Raw genomic sequence first — 25,732 nt, forward strand, 5'->3', positions numbered from 1 at the left:
TTCGGCTGTGAAGCACGGTTAGATATAGAACGCATCTCCTTAAACGAAGATAGCCTCAAACACTAAACGAATCACAACGGTCTATATTGATCGCTTACGTTTTAGTAGTCTTCGAGTCCCAAAGTCGATGACTACTATTTCCCCATTCGTTAAAAATGGAATGTTTTCTTCTGCTATATTCGAGTAATTTATTAAATCGATGCACCGCTATGTGTTGAAAGTTAGCCCCAGTGAAACGAAGCGTTCGGACATCAAGCTATATCGAGGAAAGCTTCAGGTGACGGTCAGCGCTGCGTTGTATGACGCAGAAATGTCTCGGCAAGCGAAGGTAATTTGCGGATGGTTTCTTGCTCTTCGCGCGCTTTAGCTTGCTTGGCTTCTCTTTCCGCTCGTTTACGCTCTCTAAGTTCTTTATCCTTCGCCAGAGCTTCTCGGTATTTTTCGATCACTTCTTGCCCGGTAAGGCCATCGAGAGATTGAAGGTTAATAGATATGAGCGTTTCAGGGCTAGCACCGTCGTTTTTGCTATCAAATGAGCCAACCATAGAAGTCCATGCGTTTTGTCCTCCGAGTGAGTAGTACATTAGGGCTTTGGCAAATTCATCCTGTTCCTGTTCCGTCATATCAGCAGTAATGCTTTGAGCAGAACTCTTTATGGTTTCTTGTGACGTGGAATCGAGCGTGTTTGGGTCGAGACACCCAGTAAGTAGAAGTAAAAATATCGTGACTAGGGCAGTGTTCTTCATGGCATCCTTTCTCATGTGATGTTTTTTAAAATAAAGTACCACACTCTCAATCGAAATTGCAGATTGCAGATTGCAGATTGCAAGGAAAACCATAAACATATTAGATAGTGTAAACATGCATTTAAGTGATAAACACGTTATATCGAACTTAACAATTAAATGTTTAAGATGTCATCAGTAATAGGTCATACATCAATGCCGAAGCGCGATGAAGCAATGAAATACTTAACGAGGCTTGGAAATGGTTGGACGCTTCGCGTTGCGCTTCCCAGGTCAAAGGGAGAAGAATACATATATGGTCGTTTTTTAGATAAAGACTATGGATCGAAAGAAGCTTCGCTTGTTGCTGCTCAGAAACAAAGAGATAACGACGCAGAGTTAATTGGCGCCGATAAAAACTGGGTTCGGCAAAAAAAGGCAGATGCGACAAAGTCAGACCTGATCACAGGTTTATCTGAAGTGAGAACCGTTGAACATCATAAAAATGGGTCTGTATACGAGAGAACCTATATTGTTGCATACCATCCAGTTAAATGGCGTAATACCAAAAAGAAGTTTATGTACAAAGACAACCCGACCAGAGCGAATAGCAGAACCAGAGAGGTTGCCATTAAATGTGCTGAAAAGGTGCGCAAAGATTGGGAAAAAGAATTAGGGATGGTGTCTTAATAGCTAAGTGTCTGAAGTATAATAAGTTCACGCATGATAACAAGCATTATCATGCGTGAATGTTGACCTTCATCGCTGAGTTACGTAACCCATACACGACTCGTTGGACTGGAGTTTCCACCATAACTCGACAAGCATTTAAATATTAGGCGCTGAAGTACAGATTATTGACTACCTACTTCCGCTTTGTGCCTTGAGTTCAATCAATGGGCGCAACACATTGGTTAAATTTCTGTGCTGGTGTTTCATAGTCTAACGTTTTTCTTGGTCTTTCGTTAAGTTGTCTCGCTACACTGCTAAGTTTTTGTTGGCTGTGTACTGATAAGTCAGTACTTTTTGGAAAATACTGCCGTAGTAATCGATTGGTGTTTTCATTGGAACCACGTTGCCACGGTGAGTAAGGATCACAAAGATAGACTTTTATATCAGTGGCTAGAGTGAATTGTTTGTGGTCTTTAATTTCTCTCCCCCTGTCCCAAGTTAGAGATTTATATAGTTCCTTAGGCAGCTTTTGAGCGTGCTTGATAAGTGCAGCAATCACGGTCGACGTTTTACTATCATCCACTTTTGCCAGCATTACGAATCGAGAGTGCCTCTCTACTAGTGTTGCTATGTAACTGTTGTTAGAGCCACATATAGGGTTTTATTAAAAATAACCCGCTTTTTCCGCATAGAAAATGATCATTGTTATCGTTGCTAAATTATTTAGGTATTTTCAAAAGCAAAAAAAACAATTGTTCCCGTTACTTGAACAGATAACAGCATTATTTTAAGTTGTTTTTGAAAACGTGGAGACCTCAGTAGTGGCACTAGAATACAGTAATATTTTCGAAGCAATCACGGCAGATACTGCTGAATCGACTGAGTTACAAAGTCGTTCTGATTTTATCTTAGCCATCCGACACGTCGTGAATGCTAAAAAGTGGGAGCTGAAGCAAGCGGCAGCGGCAATGTGCATAAGTCAGGTAACTGTAACTGACCTTGTAAATGGCCGCATAGAGAAATTTTCTATCAATGAACTAAAAACTTACTATCAGGCTATAGTCACTCAAAATGGCTTACTAAAAGGTTAAACATTGCTATCTCGTTAATTGAGTCAGTTAAACATCCGCAACGCTACGTTTAATGTGAATTAACTGAAGTAAGAACAATATTTGCTTATAGGAATGTGTTAAATGCCAAGTTGGATGGTGGAATTTTTGTATGTTGCTCTAATGTCTAAGCGTGGTGTTTTTGCGTTCTTGTTAGGGATTATCCTGTTCTTCTTGATAAGCGCTTATGGTCACCATGCTATGTGAAATTTTCAACTACAAGGTGCTTTTAAAGGAATTGAAGATGTTATCAGAAATAAATTTCTTAGACGGTACGATAAACTAGCTCTCGGCACTCTGATTGCCTGCTGGATTCTGGCAATTAAGTTTTATATCAAAGATAGAAAGCTTTTGTTATAAACCTGGAAAACTATGACATGACATCTCAACTTGCCATTCACTGAAATCGTAATAATGACTGTTATTACGATTTTGAATTGTCAGGATATAGTGTTATGCTGCTCAAATGAAATATCATCCCATTACTGACACCATCGACCTTCAAGCGTCACAGCGAGATATTCTTGACACTCATGAATTTAAATCGGTGTACCCTACTTTGTCTGAGTATCTTGATTCATTTGAGCAACAAGGCATTCCTGCAAAAAACGATTTGAAGCAATTGCTTAATTTTTTGGTGACAGGCTTAAGCAATGCAAAAGGCACTCAATCAAGGTTCAGAAATGAGGCTGAGAGATTTACCTTGTTTTGCTGGCGCGAACGCGAAAAATCTGTTCTAGATACTAAACTTGAAGATATAAAGTTGTATATCGATTGGATCTGGTCACCACCCAAAACACTCATTGCTGATACAACAATATCGAGCCGCTTTAAATACAGACCTAATTCAGATATTCGTGTTGTCAATCCAGAATGGCGCCCTTTCGTGCATCGCACGCCTAAGGCAAATCGGAAAATCGAATCGTTGATAGCACCTGGAAAGGCTTCCAGTACTAAACATGCCTATAAAATCAGCCAAACGTCACTTCGCAATTCATATGCATCATTAAATGTTTTTTTTAAATGGTTAATCGATGCTGAGCTGGTTATGCGTAACTATTTGGCGGACGCCAAGAAAAACTGCAAATATCTGATCAAAGTTAAAATATATCAGCCACCACATACGTTTGATGATGAAGTCTGGGAAACATTTATCCAATGCCTTACGGTTGCAGCTGACGAAAACCCGAAGTTTGAAATTCACAGGTTTGTAGTGTTATCCCTAAAAGTATTGTTCTTAAGAATTTCGGAATTATCTTCTCGTGACTATTACACCCCTTTGTTCAATCATTTTCGACCGGATCCTAGTAATGAAGGCTGGGTGTTGCATGTTGTAGGCAAGGGAAAAAAAGAACGTGTAGTAACGGTGCCTGATTCATATATCGAAAATGTACTGGGTAGATACCGTGAATCGATGGACTTAGCCCCCCTTCCTAGAATTGATGAGGACACTCCAATCCTCCCATCAATGAAAACTGGTAAACCGCTTAAGCAAGACAGTGTCAATAATATTGTTGAAGAAGCGTTTGATTTGGTTATTTCTACTCTTATGAAGAGTGGAAAGAAACAACAGGCGCTTGATATTGCCGGTGCATCATCACATTGGTTGAGGCATACCGGCGCTACTCAAGCATTAGATGAATTGAATGAAACTATGTTAGCCGAAGAACTTGGCCATGCCAGTGTAAAAACGACAGTTGAAATTTATGTAGCCCCGGCACACAGAGACAGAATACGCAAAGGTTCACAACGTAAGCTCTGAGCACCAAAATACATTATTATGAACTTGGAAATAGCATATCTTAGAAAAGTACTGATAGTCTCAGTTTGATCAAAAGCGGTCATACTAGTATATCGTTCTAGATGACTGTTTTGTAAGCGGATCGGAGATTACATATTCTTTCCTATGAAAACACTGAACGTGGTTTTTTAGTGGAAACGGACAGCTTACTGCAACTTCGAGCAGCATCGGTCAGCTACCGGATCGCGTAAGGCAAAAACGCAGGTAAAACAGTATTTCCTTGCAAGCCTTGCCCGAACAAGACAAAGGTAACAATAGACATTTAGCACAAATAGACGGCTTTAGTTTGCATTCTGTCGTTTTCGCCGTCACTCATCAAACAGATAAGTTAGTGCACTTGTGTCGATATATCGCAAGGCTTTCCACATACCTCGTACCAAACTTCAGTACCAAAGACGAGTTCACTTACTTATCTTAACGACAATTCATTTCATGTTTTCTTCAAAATACCTACTGTGTAAACGTGACACCAGACTTGAATGCATCTATCACTATGTCTAGTCTATAGCGTTAATAATTCTCATACTCCGAACACGCCGGATACCGTCGAATCATTTGTCGACCTTGCAGTGACAACAACACTAATCCAATCAGGTCGCACCTGTTGCTGGACTTTGCCCCCCGGCAACAATTTCCATTTTGCGCCTGACATTTCGTTAAGATTTCCCGTTTCCAAACGAAAGGTCGCCATTTCAGCATGTGTTGGGTAACGTCCATTTTGAATTGGATAACCCGCCCGAATATAACGCTTCTTGAAGTTAACCCGCAATTCGCCAACAATTAGCTGCAACGCGCCATTGGCATAAAACAGCGTTCCAGAAGTCGTCACGGGTTTACCTCCCAGTCCTAATATTTGGGGGGCGATTTCGCTGACCGAAAACGTCACGACTTCGCCTGCTGACAACTGAACCAATTGAGCATACACTTTTTGTCCTAAACGCTCGGCCAGTGAGGCAGAAAATACACTGGCGGACTCATGATCATAGCCAAGTAAGTCGGGTACGTTCGCCTCTTCCTCATATTTCAACCCTGCCAACATCTGTTTAACGGTTGCTTCAGGAATGGCCGGCGATAGCTTGTCACTCCTTGCCCCTGGTAGTTTTTTGACTGCTATGTAATCTACCCCTTGCTGCCAGACAATGCGTTCCTCAGCACTCTCTGCAATTGATGAGAACATCACTACAACGACCATGATCCAACGGGTTGATTTTGTATTTATCATGCTTAGCCTTCTTAACTCACATTAAAGTAACAATAATCAGCAATTCACATACCAGTCTTACGTTACTGTTATTAGCAGCCCGGGCACACCGCCAACAACACTGATAATTCAATAAAAATCATAATATTAAAGACAAATATATAGAAACCTATGCACGCTTAACGGTAGGCCACATTGGCGTAAGGCGGCTTCATTTGTAAAAAAAATGCGACAATTGCGATGCTACAGCTGATGCAAATCAGCTCGATTCTGCTGCGCCCTGAATATGCTCCACATTCAGAAAATATGAAAAAAAGACATATATTCAAACACATAAAGACAATCAGCAATATCTCTAAAAAATGGTGCGCCGATTGCTCAGGTAACCATGAAGCGACACCACTGCACAGTTTGATCCGCAGTGCGTGTCACACGATATGTTCATGATTAAATTAAGAGAATCGCGTATGTCTGAGATACCTGTATATCAAAATTATATTAATGGTGAGTTTCAACCTCATTCAGCATCTTATATCGAGGTCACTAATCCCGCGAACGGCGAGCTACTCTCCCGGGTACCCAATGCGGATACATCGGAGGTAGAAGCGGCCATAACAGCAGCGAAGAAAGCACAAAAAGCCTGGGCAGCGAAACCCGCGATTGAACGAGCACAATATTTGCACAAAATTGCCGATAAGTTGCGACAAAACGCGGAACACCTGGCAGCAGTAATTACCAAAGAACAAGGTAAGGTCCTCAGTCTGGCAACCGTTGAAGTAAATTTCACAGCCGATTACTTAGATTATATGGCTGGCTGGGCACGTCGAATTGAAGGCGAAATCATCACCAGCGACAGGCCCGGTGAAAACATTTTTATGTTCAGAAAACCATTGGGTGTAGTCGCCGGGATCCTGCCCTGGAACTTTCCGTTTTTTCTGATTGCACGAAAAATGGCGCCAGCACTGATCACCGGCAACACCATCGTTATAAAGCCTAGTGAAGAAACGCCAAACAATTGCTTTGAATTTACCCGACTGCTCGACGAAGTTGATTTACCCGCGGGTGTTTTTAACGTGGTTTGTGGCACTGGATATGGAGTAGGCCAAGCGTTAACGTCAAACAGCCAAATCGATATGATCAGCTTTACCGGCAGCGTAGCTACTGGCTCAGCCATTATGGCAGCCGCCGCGCCAAATGTTACCAAACTCAACCTTGAACTGGGAGGAAAGGCGCCGGCAATAGTGCTTGAAGATGCCGACATCGACCTGGCAGTCAATGCAATTAAGGTATCCCGGGTTATCAATACAGGCCAGGTGTGTAACTGCGCAGAACGAATTTACGTGCACACCGCGGTAGCCGATAAATTTATAGAAAAGTTGAGTAGTGCGATGGCAGCGACGCGCTATGGTGACCCAATGAAACAGTCCGATCTGGAAATGGGACCACTCATTAACCAGGCCAGTCTGGATAAAGTCATATCCATGGTGAGTAAGGCGAAAAGCGAGGGTGCACAAGTCATCACCGGCGGTAAAGTTGCAGATATAGGCTCGGGATTTCATTACGAACCTACTGTTCTTGCAGGGTGCCACTCAGACATGGAGATAATGCAAAAAGAGATTTTTGGACCGGTTTTGCCCGTGCAAGTAGTTGCCAGCCTGGAGGAAGCCGTTGAATTAGCCAACGCCTCTGAATACGGCCTGACATCCTCGGTTTACACCCGAAATCTCAGGCAGGCCATGCGTGCAATTGACTTACTTGACTATGGCGAAACCTACATTAATCGTGAGAACTTTGAAGCCATGCAAGGGTTTCATGCCGGTACCCGTAAGTCCGGGATTGGCGGTGCCGACGGCAAACACGGGCTCTATGAATATACCCGCACCCACGTCGCCTATGTGCAAAACTAAGCCTTATTGATCCATTAACAAAGCGCATTGTGGCGGTATACAGTGCGCTTTTTGCCGAAACGGCAATTACTAGCAGTTTTGTTAGGGCTGCAGCCCTCTGTATCACGAAGCTAAAAGGAAAATGAAAACAACACATAGTTCATATTATATTTTTACTGTTACAAACAGCGTTAGCCGCAGCATTTATAAAAAGTTTTCAGCGGTACCCATAGCCTATTTTACGTGAAAGTTAATCATGACAAGATTAAAAAATAAACTAAGCCGAATTCACATACCTATTTTTGAAATTAACTGCCCATACACCAATTCAGTTAACCAGCAGACAATTGAAATATTCAGCACAAAAATTCCAGCTAACTTTGACAGGAAGAGATCTGAGTTAGTGTTATGTAAATTAGCCATCGAAGATTCACTAACTTTTTTTACTGAGCAAAAACCTGACAATTCATTTGACGAAAACGCCTTTTTAATAATCAATTCAATAGATATTTATTCATCAGTGGAAGAAGCTGATTATTTTTTTCAGAAGACTCAGGCTCCCCCCCCTCAAAATAGTATTAGATTATCAGTTAAAAACGCCAGAAATAATCACGTTATATTTATAAACAATTAAATTTAAAATTAAAAAAACCGCAGGTTGATGCTGCGGCTTTTTATATACTCACAAAGCAATGAACAGATTAAAACGTCACTGAGACCTCAACGATAATACCGTCCCACTCTGCTCCACCAGCAGCACCGAATGCTGCAGTACCGCCTCCGGAATACTGTTCTTCCTCTTGCTTAACATATTCAGCTTTGAATAACGTGAAATCATTCATCCACCAGCCGCCGCCCAACTGCAAACGGCTTGCGGTGTTATTGTCGGTAATACCAACACTTTCGTTATCTGATTCGGCATAACGGGCCGCAACATAAAACTCTGAATTAATCATATAGCGCCCTTCTACAGACCAAAACTTCATTTCAGATTCCTGTTCTACATAGCTGGTTTGAAACGCCCCCTGGCCATTTTCCCAGCTATAATCGTCTTTTGCACTCCCGTACAAGGCATGAAACATAACTGTATCGGTCATGTACTGCACATCAGCCTGCCAGATAAAGGCGTCAACGCCCGGCACAATCAACGGGTGGGTTACTCTGGCATTCGGAGCCGAACTGGCAAACTGATAGTTATCGCCGTCTCCCACAGCAATCAACGAGCCAGCGGTCTTCCCTTCTACAGCACTCATTTCATGATTGGTGGAAAAAACACCTGCGGCAAACGATAAACCATTGCTTAAATTATAGGTTCCGCGTAAGCCGTAGTTGTATCCTCGTCCGTCGGAAAAGTCCGCGAAAAAGTCCGGGGTCGACAACGTACCGTCCCAGGTAATACTGCTGCCGCCTGCCAGTTTATGTACCCCATATAGCCACAATCCTTCTTCTGCTGTGATCATGTCAACCAGGCTATTGCCAACAAATGGGTTGCTTTGCACTGCCGCACCATCAGAGTAGCGCAGGAAGTTCTGCGTGGTAGCGATCATATTACCCAGTCTGACGCCCACCTCCTGATTAATCTGATACTGTATCCACGCTAAATCCTGGCTGATAGCAGCGCTGCCGTTATTCCAGTCGTTGGGCTCCTCGGCGAGTTCGGCAAAAACAGATAGATTGTCTGTCAACTGCGCATTAATATTTAACGCAAAGCGCAAACGATGAAAACCAGAGTCAGTGTTAGCATTGCCCGGGTCCGCAGCTGCGCCGTCGACTTCCATCCCCGCCTGCCAACTTTGCATCACCGCACCAGACAACTGAATCCGGCTTTTTTCCTGCGCAAATGAAGCCGGACTAAAATAAGTCAGTGCTAAGGCAGAAGTGGCTAGTACTATTTTATTAAACTGCATTTCATTGTGTCCCCTGTTTGGAATTTAAACTTTCATTCGCAAATAAGGGATGGCAAAGAACATGCCATTGTAATTAAATTGTAAAAATTAAGTTTAACCATTAATTTAAAAGGAAATTTAAATTAATACGGACTTTATAGAAAAATCATTTTTCTTAAAAATTAAACTAGTGTCGCACGCCATTTGCAGCATAATGCAACAATTAATTACGGAAATAAAAAACCGTTAATTACCTTTCGACAATTAACGGTTCAAATAATAAAACTCAGATTATTAGTAAATATCGTTAGGCTGTACAATATTGTATTTTTTCATTTTTCGGTAGACCGTTGAACGGCAAATACTGAGCTCTTCTGACACCGTTGTAATATTCCACCGGTGTTTTTTTAACGTGTCTAATAATAACTGACCTTCGTGACTGCCTGCATACTTAGACAAAGCCTTTTGTTTGACAACGCCAGTCTCTTGCTCCGTATCTAACGCATCCAGCGAATGATGATCGAGAATCTCATCTGGCAAACTATCAAGCGTTATCAAATTGTTTTCGCTCACCGCAGCGGCATATTTCAACACGCTCATTAGCTGGCGTATGTTGCCAGGCCAGTGATACATTTCCAGCGCCTGGCGAGCCTTTTCATCAATTTGATAATCACCCAAGTGCTGTAGCTCCCGTCTTACTACATTGGCAATAATAGCCGATTTATCAGTACGCTCCCTTAGCGGTGGCAGTTTCAGAGCCATGCCATTGAGGCGGTAGTAAAAGTCTTCCCGAAACTCCTTTTGGTCTATACGCGCTCGCAGATCCTGGTGGGTGGCAGAAATAACCTGTAAGTCCAAAGCCGTCGGCTCGGTGGCACCTAATGGCATTGTTTCCCGTTCTGCCAACACACGTAACAAGCGTGTTTGCAGCTGCACAGGCATATCGCCAATTTCATCTAAAAACAGGGTTCCGCCATTGGCCAGTTCCAGCTTGCCCTTCATACCATTTTTATTGGCGCCAGTGAAACTGCCGCTGCGATAACCAAATAGCTCACTTTCTATCAACGTTTCAGGAATGGCAGCGCAATTTAATGCGATAAAGGCACCGTCGGCCCGTGCACTGGCATCATGGATTGCCCTGGCAAAGGCTTCCTTACCCGTGCCGGTCTCGCCGGTAATTAGAATTGGAATGTCTTTATCAATAACTTGCAGAACCTGTCGCGCGATTCTGTGCATCCGTGGATCTTCACCACCTAACTCGTTCAGTGAAGGATGCTTTCCTGACGTTAAGGGAGAGGCTGCTTTAGCAGCAGTCCGAACCGATGCAGACGCCACCGACCGGAAACCAGGCACCCGCAATGCCAGTTCAATCTCTTCCAGTAATAGCGGCGAATAAACCTTTATAACATTGCTACCGCCGTTTGTTTTGGTAAGTAACTCATCAATAGAAATACCAATGATATCTTGTAACCGGCTCCCCGGGAGCAGTTGATCAGTTGGCAGCAGTGACGAGTATTCAAAAAATGACGAACGATTTGCCCCGGTGATAACGCCTCTTTCGTTAACCGCTAATAGCTGCTCCTGCGCCAAATCGAAAAAGCTTTCCGCCGGACGGATATTCAACGTCATTTGATTACGATAGGTCTTGCGAAAATAACTGTTTTCAATCATTCGACCGTACATCATGACCATTTGCAGCGTCATAAACTGGCTGCTTCTATTTTTGTCAGCGCCAAGACATGACGCGTTCAGGCAGCCACGTAATTCCCCCATGGGATCAAATATAGGGGTAACGGAACAACTTAAGTCTCTGTGACTGTGATAAAAGTGCTCATCCCGGTGAATAATAATCGACTCTTTTTCAACCAGACAGGTACCAATACCATTGGTACCTACCTGATCTTCCGCCCAACGCGCCCCGATAAGTAATCCTGACTCTTTGCTGCGGACTTTTTCCCGATTAGGTAGATTTGTCGCCAGGGTTAACCCTGTAGCATCGGTTAGCACTACCGAGTAGCCTGCATCAGAAATTCGCTTGGATAAACCAGTTAGCCCCTGCCGGGCAATATTTAAATAGTCTTCCTGTTGCTGCAATTGCAATCGCATCTCTGAGGACGATAAAACTTCAACCTCATTGGTCGCATGCGGATCAAGGCCGTGCTTTAGCAAGCTACGTTGCCATGAGCGGGAAATCGGTTCTGTCGGCTGAATATTTCGAAGCTGAAATTCGGCCGACATAAATGTTTCAGCACCACTAACGTCCATAGATTGCGAAGTTTGTTTCATCATTACCGTCGTACTCCGTTCTTAGTTTATTGCAGGCAATGTACTAGCAGCATCAGGCAATTCCCCTGGTCAACTATTCAACACCTTATCAAATTAACGTAATGATGCAATTTTGTAACATTTTTTTCAAATTTGCATTTTTTCTTGTATTTACCGCCACATTGATGTGGATCCGTTTGCCGCCCCACCATCAAACAAAGAGAAAAATAAAACAAATACAATCACTTATTGTTTTTTAAGTGTTATTACTTAGTAGCTAAAAGCCCTGCAGGGAAGATGCGGCAAAACGGCTCGGCAAATATTGGTAAGTGCGAGTCTGCCAACCGCAACCGAAAAGTGTCTCATTGTTGCATTAACGCTGCGACAGGTGTTTCTTCACTCAAACAGACTTTCTGTACTTAATTTTTTCAACGAAACAGCACGCCCCAACAAACCTCATAAAAATCAACATATTAAGAATATAATCATCGGGAAATGTTATTGGCATGTTAATTGATTTAGGCATTCTGCTCGAACAAAACGACTTTAGAGGTAAAAAATGAAAAAAACTAGTGCTCCACATCTGAGCTACCTGAGTTGCTGTCTGGGGTTAGCAGGTATCATGGTTAGCTCTTATGCATCAGCCGCCGGTCTGACCAAGCTAACAAAAGAAATTGAAGACTACACACCTGTCACGCAAAAGCGGTTAAACGAAGCAAATCCCAAAGATTGGTTGCTACCCAAAGGGAATTACGAAGGCTGGATGTTCAGTGAACTTCAGCAAATTAATAAAAAGAATGTTAAAAAGCTCACACCTGTCTGGACCTACTCCACCAACCTGGACTCCGGGCATGAGGCTCCCGCCCAGATCAATAATGGCGTCATGTTTGTTTCAACACCCTATAATCACGTGATCGCATTGAATGCCAAAACCGGGCAAGTTTACTGGCGCTATAAGCATGACAATCCTTATGATCTGTCGGTGATGCATAACACCAGCCGCGGCATTGCCTTATGGGACGACAAAGTCTATGTCGCCGGACTTGATGGCACTTTGAATGCGCTGGATGCCAAAACCGGGGAACGCATTTGTCAGGCGCAGATTGGTGACTGGAGTATCGGTGCTTATATCACCTCGGCGCCCACTCCGGTGAAAGGTAAGATACTGGTCGGCCCGTCTGGCGGCGAGTATGGCGTGCGGGGCTTTTTAGAAGCGATGGACGCCGAAACCTGTGAACAGGCATGGCGCACATACAGCGTACCAGGTCCGGGTGAGCCAGGCCATGAAACCTGGAAAAAACAAGGAAAACGTCCCGACGCATGGAAATATGGTGGCGGAAGCATGTGGATGCCGGGTAACTACGATCCAGAGGCCGACATACTTTACTGGGGAGTGGGTAACGGCTCACCATGGCTCGGTGATCAGCGCCCCGGGGATAACCTTTATGTGGCTTCATCGATTGCCATGGACCCGGACAACGGCAAGATCAAAGGCCATTTCCAGTACCATTACAATGATTCATGGGACTGGGCCGCCATGAATGCACCAATGCTGGTTAATTTTAAACAAAATGGCAAAACGGTTAAGGGCCTGGTCTCACCTCAGCGTAATGGCTACATGTATTGGCTGGAGCGCAGTGACGACGGTGAAATAGGTTATGTTGAAGGCAAACCCTTTGTTAAAAATAACGCCTTTAAGTCGCTTAATAAAAAAACCGGTCGCCCTACCTATGACTATGATCATGTTCCGGTTACGGGTAAACGGGTGGATTACTGCCCTAGTCTGTGGGGCGGTAAAAACTGGCCTTACGAGTCTTATAATCCGCAAACCGGCATGGTTTATGTGCCGGCCAATGACAACGTATGTAACTCATTCCTCGGCAAATTTCAGGATGATGTTGAACCTGCATCCGGGCAATTCTGGGCTGGCATCGATATTCCCGACCTCGATGTTTACCTTGATGACCCTAACAAGGGTGTAGGTCAACTTCAGGCCTGGAATATCAATTCCCGCGAAAAAGTCTGGCAACACGACTTTGGCAAAACCATGAACTGGGGCCCTGTGCTATCGACAGCAGGCGGCATTGTGTTTGGTGCTGGTACTAACGACCGGATACTACGCGCCTTTGACGCCGAAAGCGGCGAAGTATTGTGGGAATTCCCGCTTAACTCAACGGCCATTGCGCCCCCTGTGAGCTACGAAGTTGACGGTAAGCAGTATATCGCTATTACCGCTGGCTATGGCGTAGACGCACACTGGACCAACAGTGTTCTGGCCGACAAAGATGAATCTGGTGAATGGATCGCAGATGTCCCTGAGGGCGGGGTAATCTGGGTCTTTGCACTGCCGGATTAAGTCTCTTTGGGGTGACGAAAGTCGGCGCATTGGCGCCGGCTTCCAGGTTCGTTGTACATAAACAGATTCAATAAAGTAGTAAGAAGGTATCCTATGAAAAATCGTACATCTGACAATGTCAGACAATCCCGGTGCTGCCAGGCGGATTATGATGGACCAGATAATGGCTTTCGTCGGGACATGCTGAAGTACTTGGCCTTTGCCATTCCTATTGCCAACCTCTCTGTCAGCGGCAAGCTGTCAGCTGCTCAGAACCGACCTGAGCGACTGCCACCACAACCCGGCGACCGACTGACGTATTTCAGTAAAAGCAAACGCGGCCAGATTATAAAACTATCCGATTTGGCCGAACTCGACAAACAACAGCTCATTTTGCCCTACGACGTGCAGAATAACATTGTCCGCGACGGCTCACGCTACAACCAGGTGCTGCTGCAAAAGCTCCCCGAGAGCAAGCTTTCCAATGACACCAAGGCACTATCGGCCAGTGGCGTGGTGGCTTATTCAGCCATCTGTACCCATGCTGGCTGCCCGGTCACCGGCTGGATGACAGACGAGGAAAACTACATGTGTCCGTGCCACCAGTCTGTGTTTAACCCCAAAGACAGCGGAGTTGTGATGGCCGGCCCGGCACCACGAAACCTGCCCGCATTACCGCTCAAAGTTGAGAATGACGAAATAGTGGTAGCAGGCAATTTTAATAGTTGGATTGGCTTTGGTAAGCCCCCCAGATAACGGAGAACCCCCATGAACAACAAACATAAATTAATGCTTCCTGTTACCACTGGTCTGCTAATGACGTTGTTTTGCAGCCAGGCAATCAGCGCAGCTAAGCCAATGACAGGCGTGAGTTGCCAGGGCGGCTTTTTTGTCCGCACGCCAGATAAACATATTCACTGGATAAATGACGAAGAAGCAAAGCCGGTACAGGTATACGCACAGGATGATGATATCTACGCAATGGCGGAATGTGGCACCGGAGTGGTTACCGTGTTCGAGAAAAAGCAGGCCGAAAAAACTGAGTATGCCGCTTATTACAGCCCTAACTGCAAAGATATTGGTCGCGAACAAGGCGAAACCCGCACGCTCTATCAGGGCGATGTAAAGATAAACCGCATCCGCCCGTCTGCTGATGGCCTGGAAATTCGCCTGGTGAATAACCAGTTTTTGCGCGGCAGTAGTTGCAGCGCAGTTAGCGCTATTAAGTAAGGTAAGAAAGGAAAAGGTAATGGGGCTCATTGGTCGCGGTAAGGTATATATGGTAACACTGCTGACGCTGTTCAGCGCCAGTGGCAATGCGCGGCTGGAAGCCAATGAAGAGCAGGCGCTGAGCAAACTGTTAGACAGCTTGAGTGATTCTTATGCATTTACGGTTGATACTGTGTCGCCGTCAACTGAAACACCAATGTTTCGGTTAGGCATGGAGCTGTTCTTTAGTAAATCACTCAGCGGTAATCAGGATGTTGCCTGCGCCAGTTGCCATCATCCATATCTTGCCGGGGGCGATAGCCTCAGCCTGCCGGTTGGCGAGTCACCGTATAATGACAATTGGGTAGGACCCGGACGCTGGCACGACTGGCAGCGTTCGGCCGATCCAAAAGCTGACGGTACACCCAATGTTGCCAGACACTCTCAAACCACGTTTAACGCGTCATTATACAGCCGCTCTATGTTTTATGACGGGCGCATTTTTGTGCTTGATCCGACCTTACGCTCCCATGGTGAAGATCAGCGCCACCGGACACCGGATAGTAATTTGTGGCAGGGCGATAGCTCTGCAGGACGTGATTTACTCGCCACTCAGGTGCGCTTCCCGGTGATATCCACCGATGAAATGCGTGGCCATACCTTTGCTGCCGACAGTACTAACGATGGGGTACGCCACGCGCTGATCGAACGGCTCAAACAAAGCGAAAATGTACAGCAGTGGCTGCAGCTCTTTAGGCAGGCCTTCGCCTCACCCACTGGCAGCTCGAATTCGCTGATTACATTTGCCAATATCGAAACTGCTATCTCCTATTATCAGTCTACACAAATCTTGCTGGATGCCCCCTGGTTTGACTATGTTAACGGTAAAACCAACGCACTGACGGCCAGTCAGAAGCGCGGCGCAAAGCTATTTTTAACCAGCCCGGATAAGGGCGGTGCAGGTTGTATAAACTGCCATACGCCGCCAATTTTTACAGATGAGAAATTTCATAATATTGCTGCGGTGCAGATTGGACGTGGTAAACAACCCAATGGGGAAGATTTTGGCCGCCGCGGCGTAACACAACAAGACAAAGACCGATACGGATTTCGTACTCCCTCACTACTAAACGTGACGGCAACCGCCCCCTACACTCACGCTGGCGCTTTCACGGATCTTGATGCCATCATTGCGCATCATTTGGCACCGGATGAGTCGGTTAGTCAGTTTGACTTTAGTTTTGCTAACAACCCGCAATTGAAGCACGTTGCCGGGTTGCTTAGCGACAGTAAACAACACACCCAGGGTGCACTGGCTCAGCTTAACCGAGAGCAAGCCGCAGGCAGCAGCCTGCTGCCTGACGGCCTGACCCTAACAGTAACGCAGATAGACGATTTAAAGGCCTTTCTAGCCAGCCTTACCGATCCTTGTATTACCGATAGAGCCTGTATGGCGAAATGGGTACCTGATAGCAATGCACCAGCCCCTGACGAGCACCGCCTCGTAGCAGAATTTCGCGGTCATATGCCTCCTCCTCAACCTGTAGCCATAAACCTGGAGCCAACTCACACCAGTCTGCCTAATCAGGCCCCGGGGCCGGCCCTCCCTGCTGCGTTTCTTAGCGATGACGCATTTGGCTGTTCCCACTCTGCGCCGACGCATCAGTCTCTCGCCAAGCACCATAGCCGCCATCAAAGTGCCAAACGTTTTGATGAAGTGGCTGTGAGTGCCGGGTTAGCTCACAAACATCACATCAATTGGGAGAACTATTCCCTGTCTTCGGCACAACGCCTGATCTTTAGCGGTGGACTGGCGGCCGGCGATATTGATGGTGACTGCTGGCCGGATCTATTTTTTGCAACCGGCGACGCAACAGCGGATGTACTGTATAAAAATGAACGAAACGGCACCTTTAGCGATGTCAGTAAAGTGTGGGGATTAACCAGCGTTGAACTGTCTAACGGTGCAGCCATGGTAGACATTGACGGCGACGGCGATCTGGATTTATTCACCTCCAACCTGCTGCAGCCCGAACTGCCATCCGTCACCGGTCAAAAGATGCAGTTGCCAGACTCCCAACTTCCCACGTTATACCTCAACGATGCGCAACAAAAGTTGCATGTTGCCGCTGACATCGGATTACAAGTACAGCTTACCAGTTGGTCTTTTGCTTTTGCCGATGTCAATAAAGATGGCACCGTTGACATGCTGACCAACCATTGGCGCGGCCCCGGACTGGGCGGCGAACAGCCTACCCACCTGTGGCGCAACATAAGCAGCTCGGAGGGGATCTGGTTTGAAGGCCTGGATACCGAGGCAGGCCTTACAGATTTGGTAGGCAATGCAGACTTTACATTTACCGCTAACTTTACCGACATCAATAATGATGGCTGGCTGGATTTGTTGTTTGCAGCAGATTTTGAAACCAGCCAGGTGTATAAAAACCTCCGCGACGGTACCTTTGCTAAAGAGACCCACACCCATGAGATCTCAGATCAAAATGGCATGGGGGCTGCCGTTGCAGACTATGATAACGATGGCTACCTGGATTGGTTTGTTAGCAGTATCTGGGACCCGAACGGCAAGCCGGAAGGTAGCTGGGGGGTCAGTGGTAACCGCCTGTACCACAATCACCAGGGTCGGCTGGAGGATGCAACAACACAGGCTGGTGTGGCCGAAGGGCTATGGGCTTGGGGCGCATGCTTTGCCGACTTTAATAACGATGGCTGGTTGGATCTATTTCACGTTAACGGTTTTGATCTGCCGCCACAACTTAGCCGCCACCTTGGTAACCCTCTGGCGTATCGTCGCCTGAAGCAAGCCATGGCTGAGTTTGAGAACACCCCGAGTCGGCTTTTTATTTCTAATCAGGACGGTACATTCACAGAACGCAGTCGTCAGTGGGGGATCACCGATACCTTTTCTGGCCGCGGCGTGGTCTGCATGGACTACGACCGGGATGGTGATGTGGATATTGTGGTCAGTAACCACGAACAGCGACCGGTACTGTATGCCAATCGTCACAACGATGACGCCAGCAACAACTACTTATCCATCACCCTGCGCGATAGTACGCAAAACACCCGGGCACTGGGCGCTAAAGTGCATGTGACTACCGGCAACACTACCCAGTTGCAGGAAGTACGCGCAGGCGGCGGATTTTTAAGCGGTGCGCCGTCAACCCTGCACTTTGGTTTGGGTGACGCCAGCCAGGCCGACACCATTACTATTGAATGGCCAGACAAAACAGGAAGTGTCAGTACGTTTCACAATATTCCGGCTAACCAGTTTTTATACATCCAGGCCGATCGGGGAACTATTGAGCAACGCTCACCTTCGCCCCCACCCCAATCGCAGTAACGAACAGAGGCAGTAACACGCTATGCGCTTAAACCAATGCTACAACTATCAGGACTTCAGAACCCTGGCGAGAAAACGCCTGCCAGGCCCAATCTACAATTACATCGACGGTGGTGCCGATGACGAGGTAACCATGCGGCGTAACACTGAAGCCTTTAATCAGTGTGATTTAATTCCCGGGGTACTTCGCGGTGTCAAAGATGTTGATCTGAGTATCGAGGTGATGGGTCAGCGACTTGAATTACCTGTGTACTGCTCTCCTACCGCCCTGCAACGGTTATATCACCACCGAGGTGAATATGCAGTTGCGGCCGCCGCCGAAAAGTTTGGCACTATGTTCGGCGTGTCGTCGCTGGGCACCGTGTCGATGGAGAAAATTGCACAGGATTTTGATATTCCCCAGGTGTATCAGTTTTATTTTCACAAAGACCGCGAGCTTAACCGGGCCATGATGGAACGGGCGAAAGCCAGTGGCATACAAGTTATGATGCTGACGGTAGACTCAATCACCGGTGGCAATCGGGAGCGGGATTTACGTACCGGCTTTTCGATACCCTTTCGTCTGACCCTGGGCGGCATGGTTGAATTTGCCAGTAAACCCGCCTGGGGCATCAACTATCTGCTCCACGAAAAATTCTCCCTACCACAACTGCAGGCCCATATTGACATGGACGGCGGCAGCAGCTCTATCGGTGATTATTTTACCAATATGCTGGATCCGGCAATGAACTGGCAGGATGTGGCCGACATGGTTGATTTTTGGGATGGTCAGTTCTGTTTAAAAGGCATTATGAGCGTTGAAGATGCCAGGCGTGCAGTAGACATTGGCTGCACCGGTATCGTGATTTCTAATCACGGCGGGCGCCAACTTGACGGCTCACGCAGCTCTTTTGATCAACTGGCCGAAATTGTCGACGCAGTAGGCAATGATATCGACGTTCTTTTTGACAGCGGCGTGCAGCGTGGCTCACATGTACTCAAAGCACTGGCGCTGGGCGCAAAAGCGGTGGGAATTGGGCGGATGTACCTGTATGCACTGGCGGCGGCCGGACAACCAGGTGTGGAGCGGGTCCTTAAGCTCATGCAGGCTGAAATTGAACGCGACATGCGACTCATGGGCTGCAGCAGCATAAAGGACCTGCAACGGGAACATGTTCGCTTTCGTCCCTGATCCCCTGCCCGCAAAACGGAAATAACCCCTATAAAGCGATGACTTCATGAACTCACCTGTTCGCGACACATCGACAACTAACGACTGAATCAGCAAGGCCAATATGACTCAGCATCACCTAATGACCTCACTAACATTAACCATACTTCTCATGAGCCCGCCTCTGCTTGCTGCAGCAGTAACACCATCAGCGGGACCACCAGCAGCTGAAGATATTGAAGTAGTAAAGGTGACTTCAACGAGATTATCACGGGATCTCTTTGCTACCCCGGCGGCAGTTTCGCTACTCGATGCCCGGCAGGAACTGCAACTGCAGGAAGCACTGCAATTAAACGAAGCGCTTAAGTTTGTGCCTGGCGTATATTTTCAGAATCGCTACAACTTTGCTCAGAACCTGCGGATATCCATCCGCGGTTTCGGTTCGCGCGCTCCGTTTGGTGTGCGCGGCTTGCAATTGCAGGTTGATGACATCCCTTACACATTGCCTGACGGCCAAACCCAGGTGGATGATATTGATTTAAACAGCGTTGAACAATTACAGGTTATCCGGGGCGCAGCAGCAGTGCAGTACGGTAATGGTGCTGGCGGCGCAATTGATATCACCACTGTGACCGGCGATAGCCTGCAAGGAGTTAATGCCAGTCTGAATGTCGGCAGCCATGATTTTTATAAAGTAAACCTGCAGGCTGGTACCCGCGAGAACGACATCGACGCGGTTATCAGCATAAGCCACCTTAACTTTGCCGGCTACCGGGAGCAAAGTCAGGTAAAGAAAAGTACCCTGCGCGGTAAACTGCGCTGGGACCTCAGTGACACTAAAAGCTTTACGATAATCACCTCGCTGATGGATATGCCTGAAGCACAGGATCCGGGAGGCCTTACTGTCGCGCAAGTGGCTTCAGATCGACGCCAGGCTACCTTTATGGCCAGCAGGCTAAACAGCGGGCAGCAAGTGGCACAGCAAACCATCGGACTGGTTTACCACGATGAGGACATCTTATATGGCAGTTGGTCTGCCAATACCTTTGCTACTCACCGCAACTTTACCCAGCAGCTACCCTTTCCTGGCAGCAGTCTGATTAGGTACGACCGTTGGTTTTATGGCGGCAGTATTGAGCTTTCTCAGGACTGGCAGAACGCTGGCTGGCCAGTAAGGTATACCGCAGGCGCAGAAATCCGCCGTCAGGAAGACGACCGCACCCGATTTAGAGTCACTCCGGATAAAGTTGTCACGCAGCAAACCGCAGATGAATTGCAGCAAGCCACTTCAGTTGGCGTATTTGCCATTGTCGACTGGTTGCTCTTTGACACCCTCACCCTGACCACCGGCGTGCGTTATGATGATCTTGCAATGTCGATAAACGACCGGCTCGGCCTTAGTGCGGTAGGCTCAGGCGAGCGCCACTATCACCAATGGAATGGCAACATTGGTATAAGCTATCGGCCAGGCACGCAACACCAATGGTACGCCAATGTCGCTTCAGCCTACGAGTCACCTACCTTTACCGAGTTTGCCAACCCGCAGGGCAGCGGCTTCAATCCCATCTTAAAACCCCAGGATACCGTGAGTCTTGAGCTCGGTTGGCGCGGCCAGTACAACGATTTAAGTTATGATGTAGCGCTGTTTTCAATCCGCGTTACCGACGAACTCATTGCCTACGAGATTGACGGTCGGGCATTTTATGAAAATGCCGGCAAGACCAACCGCCATGGCCTTGAAACGGCCCTTCAGTGGCAACTTAACCAACACTGGCAATGGCGTAGCGCGCTGACACTGGCCCGCTATGAGTTTGGTGACTTTGCCGCACTCAGCGGCGACAACCTGGATGGCAACCGGATGCCAGGCTTACCCCAAATTCAATGGATTAATCAGCTCAACTGGCAACAAAATGCATGGCGAGTGGAACTGGAAGGTACATTCAGTGGTAACTACTATGCAGAAAACAGCAATACAACGGAAATAGCACAGTATTGGCTGGTGACCGGCCGGGTTGGCTATGATATTAATTCTACTTTGCGAATTCAGGCCGGTGTGCGTAATCTGTTCGATAAGATGTATTTTTCGAATGTCAGAGTAAACGCCAATGCCGACCGGGAAGTAAGCAGTCGGGGTTATTTCGAGCCCGCCCCGGGTCGCAGCTTTTACTTCGGCCTGACTGCCCAATTTTAACTGCATAAAACCTGCGCAACGCTATTACACGGTGAGGTAAGCGTGGAGTAAATTGCGCGCGAAACCTGCGGCAGACTTCTTAGAAACGTTAACCATTTCTAAATGCTGCAGAGCTTTGCACATAAGTGACCTCCGACTTATAGAGCTTAACCAGCAATTATACTGTAAACGCGATGAGCGTTGCGAAAAAATATCATTCAGATCGAAACACATTGCAGGAATGAATGACCATCTTGATTGTTTTGTAATCTATAGTGTTGTAGCAGCATACACACCTCACGGAAAGAATTTAATAAAAGCAATGTCTAATACTAAACAGTATTAGACATTGCGAGAATGGGTACCAATTAACCTTATTACTCTTATGCGCTTGCTACCCACATACTCAAAACATAGAAAAGAAATAAAATTGTCCCATGGTAAACAAATTACCTTTTCGCTATTTGATTTACTATTCCATATCCAGTGTTGCTTTATAAAACTGATTGAGCTTATTTATAGCTTCACTAACGTATTCAGATTTCCAGTACGTCTCAATATGGCTAGCGCCATCAATCAAGTACAACTCCTTTTCCTTAGCATTAACAGCGTGCTCAAAAGCATTTTCTGACATATAAAGGGAATCTGCTTCGCTCCCTGCAATCATTAATAAAGGCTGATTTATTTTGGGTGATTATGAGTAAAACCATAATACTCAAGACCTTCTCGATATAGTTCAAAGGGCAACTTTGCGGTTTGTTCTCTAGTTAGACTCTGGCCACCTACATATTCCACATTACCATTTTCAACTTCGAGCCTTTTAGCTTCTGTTGCTTCACTCAACCGCTGCTGTATGGTATCAAGCTGTGAATCGATATATCCATTACGGCGAACCCGTCCAGAATTGAACATAGATAAGGTCGCTACTGACTGAAAGCGTTTATCTGTTTGTGCTGCCGCAAGTGAATAGCCACCGCCTCCACAAATACCGAGCACACCTAATCTGTTTGCATCTACGCCATTAAACTCACTAATGAAGTCTGCCATACCATGAATGTCGTTGATTCTGTTAGGTGGGATGTCGATATAGCGCGGTTCACCGCCAGAGCCACCTTGATACGCAGCATCAGCTGCTATTGTGATATAGCCTAGCTCCGCTAGACGTTGAGCATACAAGCCTGCTACTTGTTCTTTTACACCACCATTTGGGTGCGCTACCACTATAGCAGGGTAACGTTTACTTTTTTCATAACCAGGTGGAGTGCAAAATTTTGAATACACTGGTGCGAAACGCAAGAGATGAAATGCTGGCAGCTGTAGAGAGTACTGAAAAAAAATCAATAGAAAACTATCTAGAAAAGACTAGAGGACAAGAAATAAAATTTACAATAACGATGTCTCAATTAGAGGAAGCAGTTGATTTGGAGATAAAGAGCCGTAAATTGATTGAAGAATTACTGTTTAACCTCGGAACAACTGCGGTGCAATGCGATATCATTAATTCTCAAGGAGTTGAAGAGTGGGTCGTGATGCCTCTACTCACTAAATTCAATTTAGAAGATAATAAAATTACTTATAGGTTTTGTAGTGAACTTCGTGAAGAAATACTTATCAGTAGAGCAGAGCCTGTAACAGATTCTGTGTAACTTCCATTAGTTATTGAGTTTGAGGCGTTCCTCGGATTCAATAATAAAACGACTCATCGCCTTACGCCAGTTTCGAATCGGCATCGACCATTTTTTGCTGGCATCTTTTATTTTTAAGTACGCCATTTTTCTTACAAAACCATCACTGCGGAAGATCTTCCGCTTCTTAATGACTTCGTGGATAACGCTGTATAACGGTTCAATGGCGTTGTCTACTTCCCCATTAATGAGACAGGGCTGAATTAGAGTTTTCTAGCTTTTCTCGGTAAGCTGCCGGAGGCAGGTTACCCAGACTTTCATGTGTTCTTTCTTCGTTATAATCCAGTCGCCAGAACCAAGCCATTTTGCTGCGGTTTACCTGGCTGAATATATACCAGTTCAATATTATTAGATTCACACCAATCCGTCAGCGTCGCCGAAATTAGCTCTGGGTCATTATCCACACATAGCTGAGTTGGTAATCCTCGCTCAGACTTAAGCTGTTCTAACACGCGTACGACACGACCAGCGGGCAAAGACGTATCAACTTCAATAGCGAGGCACTCTCGCGTGCCTTCATCCACTACATTCAGTGTTCGGAACCGTTTACCGCAATATAACGTGTCGTGCATAAAGTCGAACGCCCATTGATGGTTTGCCTGATCCTGCACTTCTAATGGCTGGGCTATTCGCTTGGGCAGTACCCATTTAGTTCTGCCCCTCAGGTTCAATCCCATCTGGCAGTAAACGCGATAGACGCGCTTGTGGCTGAAGGGAAAGCCTTTGAAACGCATTCAGCCAAAACACTTCCAGAAGCCTGCTCATGGCGACTTGTCCAAAACCGCATTGATAGCATCAATGACAACTTTCAGAAGCAGCCTGTCTCCTTATGTCCGTCTGTAGGTAATATCAGAGACAAGTTCCACCAAAGAATACTTTGGTATAGTTATTTGGTTACTCTTTGGGCTTACGTCAACTCTGAGCATGGTGAAATTAGGCCTTTTTTTTCCGAACATTTCTTAGGAAAGTAGTATGTAATAATTTAATAACCTACCGAACAATAAAAAATATATTTTGAGTTGTCATTTCTAATTTCGTTCCTTCAAAGCTAATCGAACCCAAACCACTGATTAATATAGATTAATTATTTTTAGTGCTCGCTATTTTAATTTTATTGATTTGCTTAACACTATTTTTTAGTAAAATTATCATTATTATTTATTCTATAGAATATGGATTAAGTTGCTGTATCTATTGCTTTTTTTTGAGGCTTTAAGTGTATTGGTAGGTTATATATAACCTTCTTCTCACTAAAAAAGCCTTCACAACTCCTCGTTTCAAAAATTTTCATTTTCGATATAAATCTTTTATTTTACACCCTCTACCATTAAGCTCATGACTTTTAACACCTTTTACTCATGGTTAGTAAGCTAGGTAGGTTATTTATAACCTTCTTGATAAAAATGGTGAAATGATGGTAGTTGCTCACCAATTATGTTGACACCATGATTTGGCCTCCCACCAGACAAAGCATGCGTGTTAGCCGTACTCTTATTGGTTTAGTGACACGTTTGTGTCCCAAGTGACATTTTTGCGTCCCAGCGTACTTTGGTATGTACAAGATGAAAAATGTAGGTAGGTGAAAAAACATAAGTAATGATAATGAGCATCCTTCTATTGTAAACGTCCGCTAATCCCACCTAGCGCTTAGCAAAGTGCCATGGTAGTAGTTGCTCGATGTTCGGCGCTGGCTTGCTGAACTCATCAAGGCAAGACATCACATACTCGAACACATTGAGGTCGTTGGCCTTTGCGGTTTCGATAATACTGTAGAGCACCGCACTGGCGTTTGCGCCTGTGGCGGTTTGGCTAAACAGCCAATTTTTTCGGCCTATCACGAACGGTTTAATCGCGCGCTCAGCGCGATTGTTATCGATATTCAGTAATCCATCGAGTGTATAACGTACAAGCTTTTCCCATTGGTTCAAGCAGTATTGTATCGCTTCACCTAATTTGGTTTTCGGTAGCACTTGGTGTACTGATTTCTCTAGCCATGTATGGAGCTGGTTGAGCAACGGCAGGCTCTTTTTTTGTCTGGTAAGGTAGCGCACCTCCACCGTTTTATCTTTTAATTGAGTTTCGATACGATAGAGTTTTTGGATGTGATTCAGAGCCCAGTCTGCTTTGCCGCTGCCTTCTTTACCCGCGCCTTTCTTTGCTTCCATAAACTTACGACGTGCATGGGCCCAGCTTGCGACAGGCTAAGCCTGAGAATAAAGGAGGTAACTATGCTGTAACCAAAATTATTCGTTGAATTCCAGAGGGTTCAACTCCCTC

General features: G+C 45.9%; 18 protein-coding genes and 4 pseudogenes. 12 read left to right on the forward strand and 10 right to left on the reverse strand.

From position 1 onward, the window contains the following. Positions 1-284: 284 nt before the first annotated feature. Positions 285-746, reverse strand: a complete 462-nt coding sequence (locus MHM99_RS18300; protein ID WP_202942893.1) for a DUF6694 family lipoprotein — start codon at positions 744-746, stop codon at positions 285-287. Positions 747-941: 195 nt separating this feature from the next. Here MHM99_RS18300 and MHM99_RS18305 point away from each other — a divergent pair, with 195 nt between their 5' ends. Beyond that, complete coding sequence (locus MHM99_RS18305) at positions 942-1,415, forward strand: hypothetical protein (RefSeq protein ID WP_239220269.1); 474 nt, start codon at positions 942-944, stop codon at positions 1,413-1,415. 199 nt (positions 1,416-1,614) lie between these two features. Here MHM99_RS18305 and MHM99_RS18310 read toward each other — a convergent pair. Next, positions 1,615-2,073 (reverse strand): annotated as a pseudogene (locus MHM99_RS18310) (IS30 family transposase); the annotation flags it as partial. A gap of 145 nt (positions 2,074-2,218) precedes the next feature. On the opposite strand from MHM99_RS18310, the gene MHM99_RS18315 reads away from it, so the two are divergent. Together MHM99_RS18315 and MHM99_RS18320 are read left to right on the forward strand one after the other, a co-directional pair. Next, positions 2,219-2,488, forward strand: a complete 270-nt coding sequence (locus MHM99_RS18315; protein ID WP_202942896.1) for an XRE family transcriptional regulator — start codon at positions 2,219-2,221, stop codon at positions 2,486-2,488. 484 nt (positions 2,489-2,972) lie between these two features. Further along, complete coding sequence (locus MHM99_RS18320; protein WP_239220270.1) at positions 2,973-4,268, forward strand: site-specific integrase; 1,296 nt, start codon at positions 2,973-2,975, stop codon at positions 4,266-4,268. A gap of 559 nt (positions 4,269-4,827) precedes the next feature. On the opposite strand, the gene MHM99_RS18325 is transcribed toward MHM99_RS18320, so the two are convergent. Next, positions 4,828-5,529: a hypothetical protein gene (locus MHM99_RS18325; protein WP_156077901.1), complete on the reverse strand. Its 702-nt coding sequence runs from the start codon at positions 5,527-5,529 to the stop codon at positions 4,828-4,830. 446 nt (positions 5,530-5,975) lie between these two features. Here MHM99_RS18325 and aldA point away from each other — a divergent pair, with 446 nt between their 5' ends. Together aldA and MHM99_RS18335 are read left to right on the forward strand one after the other, a co-directional pair. Next, positions 5,976-7,415, forward strand: a complete 1,440-nt coding sequence (gene aldA, locus MHM99_RS18330; protein ID WP_202942899.1) for an aldehyde dehydrogenase — start codon at positions 5,976-5,978, stop codon at positions 7,413-7,415. 235 nt (positions 7,416-7,650) lie between these two features. Continuing rightward, entirely contained in the window at positions 7,651-8,028 is a 378-nt protein-coding gene (locus tag MHM99_RS18335; protein ID WP_202942900.1) for a hypothetical protein, read from the forward strand. Positions 8,029-8,095: 67 nt separating this feature from the next. On the opposite strand, the gene MHM99_RS18340 is transcribed toward MHM99_RS18335, so the two are convergent. Together MHM99_RS18340 and MHM99_RS18345 are read right to left on the reverse strand one after the other, a co-directional pair. Continuing rightward, positions 8,096-9,301, reverse strand: coding sequence for a hypothetical protein (locus MHM99_RS18340; RefSeq protein ID WP_239220271.1), 1,206 nt, complete (start codon positions 9,299-9,301; stop codon positions 8,096-8,098). Positions 9,302-9,574: 273 nt separating this feature from the next. After that, complete coding sequence (locus MHM99_RS18345) at positions 9,575-11,569, reverse strand: sigma-54-dependent Fis family transcriptional regulator (protein WP_232380368.1); 1,995 nt, start codon at positions 11,567-11,569, stop codon at positions 9,575-9,577. Between the two features lie 535 nt (positions 11,570-12,104). Here MHM99_RS18345 and MHM99_RS18350 point away from each other — a divergent pair. From MHM99_RS18350 to MHM99_RS18375, 6 genes are all read left to right on the forward strand, one after another. Next, positions 12,105-13,901, forward strand: coding sequence for a PQQ-dependent dehydrogenase, methanol/ethanol family (locus MHM99_RS18350; protein ID WP_232380369.1), 1,797 nt, complete (start codon positions 12,105-12,107; stop codon positions 13,899-13,901). A 93-nt stretch (positions 13,902-13,994) separates the two neighbouring features. Next, a complete protein-coding gene (locus MHM99_RS18355; protein ID WP_101566836.1) occupies positions 13,995-14,636 on the forward strand; it encodes a Rieske 2Fe-2S domain-containing protein in 642 nt (213 codons plus the stop codon). Between the two features lie 12 nt (positions 14,637-14,648). Beyond that, entirely contained in the window at positions 14,649-15,110 is a 462-nt protein-coding gene (locus MHM99_RS18360; protein ID WP_069945400.1) for a hypothetical protein, read from the forward strand. A gap of 19 nt (positions 15,111-15,129) precedes the next feature. Beyond that, positions 15,130-18,450 (forward strand): FG-GAP-like repeat-containing protein, encoded by a 3,321-nt coding sequence (locus MHM99_RS18365; RefSeq protein WP_156077898.1) that lies wholly within the window; start codon positions 15,130-15,132, stop codon positions 18,448-18,450. A gap of 22 nt (positions 18,451-18,472) precedes the next feature. Beyond that, positions 18,473-19,621, forward strand: coding sequence for an alpha-hydroxy acid oxidase (locus MHM99_RS18370; RefSeq protein ID WP_156077897.1), 1,149 nt, complete (start codon positions 18,473-18,475; stop codon positions 19,619-19,621). A 121-nt stretch (positions 19,622-19,742) separates the two neighbouring features. Then, entirely contained in the window at positions 19,743-21,791 is a 2,049-nt protein-coding gene (locus MHM99_RS18375) for a TonB-dependent receptor (protein ID WP_239220272.1), read from the forward strand. Between the two features lie 451 nt (positions 21,792-22,242). On the opposite strand, the gene MHM99_RS18380 is transcribed toward MHM99_RS18375, so the two are convergent. Further along, entirely contained in the window at positions 22,243-22,404 is a 162-nt protein-coding gene (locus MHM99_RS18380; protein WP_239220273.1) for a hypothetical protein, read from the reverse strand. Between the two features lie 47 nt (positions 22,405-22,451). Then, positions 22,452-22,991 (reverse strand): alpha/beta hydrolase, encoded by a 540-nt coding sequence (locus MHM99_RS18385; RefSeq protein WP_239220274.1) that lies wholly within the window; start codon positions 22,989-22,991, stop codon positions 22,452-22,454. A 50-nt stretch (positions 22,992-23,041) separates the two neighbouring features. Between MHM99_RS18385 and MHM99_RS18390 the strand changes: the two genes are divergently transcribed. Beyond that, positions 23,042-23,416: a hypothetical protein gene (locus MHM99_RS18390; protein WP_239220275.1), complete on the forward strand. Its 375-nt coding sequence runs from the start codon at positions 23,042-23,044 to the stop codon at positions 23,414-23,416. 6 nt (positions 23,417-23,422) lie between these two features. Here MHM99_RS18390 and MHM99_RS18395 read toward each other — a convergent pair. The 3 pseudogenes from MHM99_RS18395 to MHM99_RS18405 form a co-directional block, all read right to left on the reverse strand. Continuing rightward, positions 23,423-23,626: pseudogene (locus MHM99_RS18395) on the reverse strand (IS256 family transposase); the annotation flags it as partial. A gap of 13 nt (positions 23,627-23,639) precedes the next feature. Then, positions 23,640-24,258: pseudogene (locus MHM99_RS18400) on the reverse strand (DDE-type integrase/transposase/recombinase); the annotation flags it as partial. A gap of 837 nt (positions 24,259-25,095) precedes the next feature. Further along, positions 25,096-25,644 (reverse strand): annotated as a pseudogene (locus MHM99_RS18405) (IS66 family transposase); the annotation flags it as partial. Between the last annotated feature and the right edge of the window lie 88 nt (positions 25,645-25,732).

The organism is Alteromonas sp. MmMcT2-2 (assembly GCF_022348305.1).
Classification (GTDB): Bacteria; Pseudomonadota; Gammaproteobacteria; order Enterobacterales; family Alteromonadaceae; genus Alteromonas; species Alteromonas macleodii.

Bases quoted from the DNA above. Each gene is read 5' to 3' on its own strand.
- MHM99_RS18300 (WP_202942893.1), bottom strand. From the start codon at position 746: ATGAAGAACACTGCCCTAGTCACGATATTTTTACTTCTACTTACTGGG.
- MHM99_RS18305 (WP_239220269.1), top strand. From the start codon at position 942: ATGCCGAAGCGCGATGAAGCAATGAAATACTTAACGAGGCTTGGAAAT.
- MHM99_RS18320 (WP_239220270.1), top strand. From the start codon at position 2,973: ATGAAATATCATCCCATTACTGACACCATCGACCTTCAAGCGTCACAG.
- MHM99_RS18325 (WP_156077901.1), bottom strand. From the start codon at position 5,529: ATGATAAATACAAAATCAACCCGTTGGATCATGGTCGTTGTAGTGATG.
- aldA (WP_202942899.1), top strand. From the start codon at position 5,976: ATGTCTGAGATACCTGTATATCAAAATTATATTAATGGTGAGTTTCAA.
- MHM99_RS18335 (WP_202942900.1), top strand. From the start codon at position 7,651: ATGACAAGATTAAAAAATAAACTAAGCCGAATTCACATACCTATTTTT.
- MHM99_RS18340 (WP_239220271.1), bottom strand. From the start codon at position 9,301: ATGCAGTTTAATAAAATAGTACTAGCCACTTCTGCCTTAGCACTGACT.
- MHM99_RS18345 (WP_232380368.1), bottom strand. From the start codon at position 11,569: ATGATGAAACAAACTTCGCAATCTATGGACGTTAGTGGTGCTGAAACA.
- MHM99_RS18350 (WP_232380369.1), top strand. From the start codon at position 12,105: ATGAAAAAAACTAGTGCTCCACATCTGAGCTACCTGAGTTGCTGTCTG.
- MHM99_RS18355 (WP_101566836.1), top strand. From the start codon at position 13,995: ATGAAAAATCGTACATCTGACAATGTCAGACAATCCCGGTGCTGCCAG.
- MHM99_RS18360 (WP_069945400.1), top strand. From the start codon at position 14,649: ATGAACAACAAACATAAATTAATGCTTCCTGTTACCACTGGTCTGCTA.
- MHM99_RS18365 (WP_156077898.1), top strand. From the start codon at position 15,130: ATGGGGCTCATTGGTCGCGGTAAGGTATATATGGTAACACTGCTGACG.
- MHM99_RS18370 (WP_156077897.1), top strand. From the start codon at position 18,473: ATGCGCTTAAACCAATGCTACAACTATCAGGACTTCAGAACCCTGGCG.
- MHM99_RS18375 (WP_239220272.1), top strand. From the start codon at position 19,743: ATGACCTCACTAACATTAACCATACTTCTCATGAGCCCGCCTCTGCTT.
- MHM99_RS18380 (WP_239220273.1), bottom strand. From the start codon at position 22,404: ATGTCAGAAAATGCTTTTGAGCACGCTGTTAATGCTAAGGAAAAGGAG.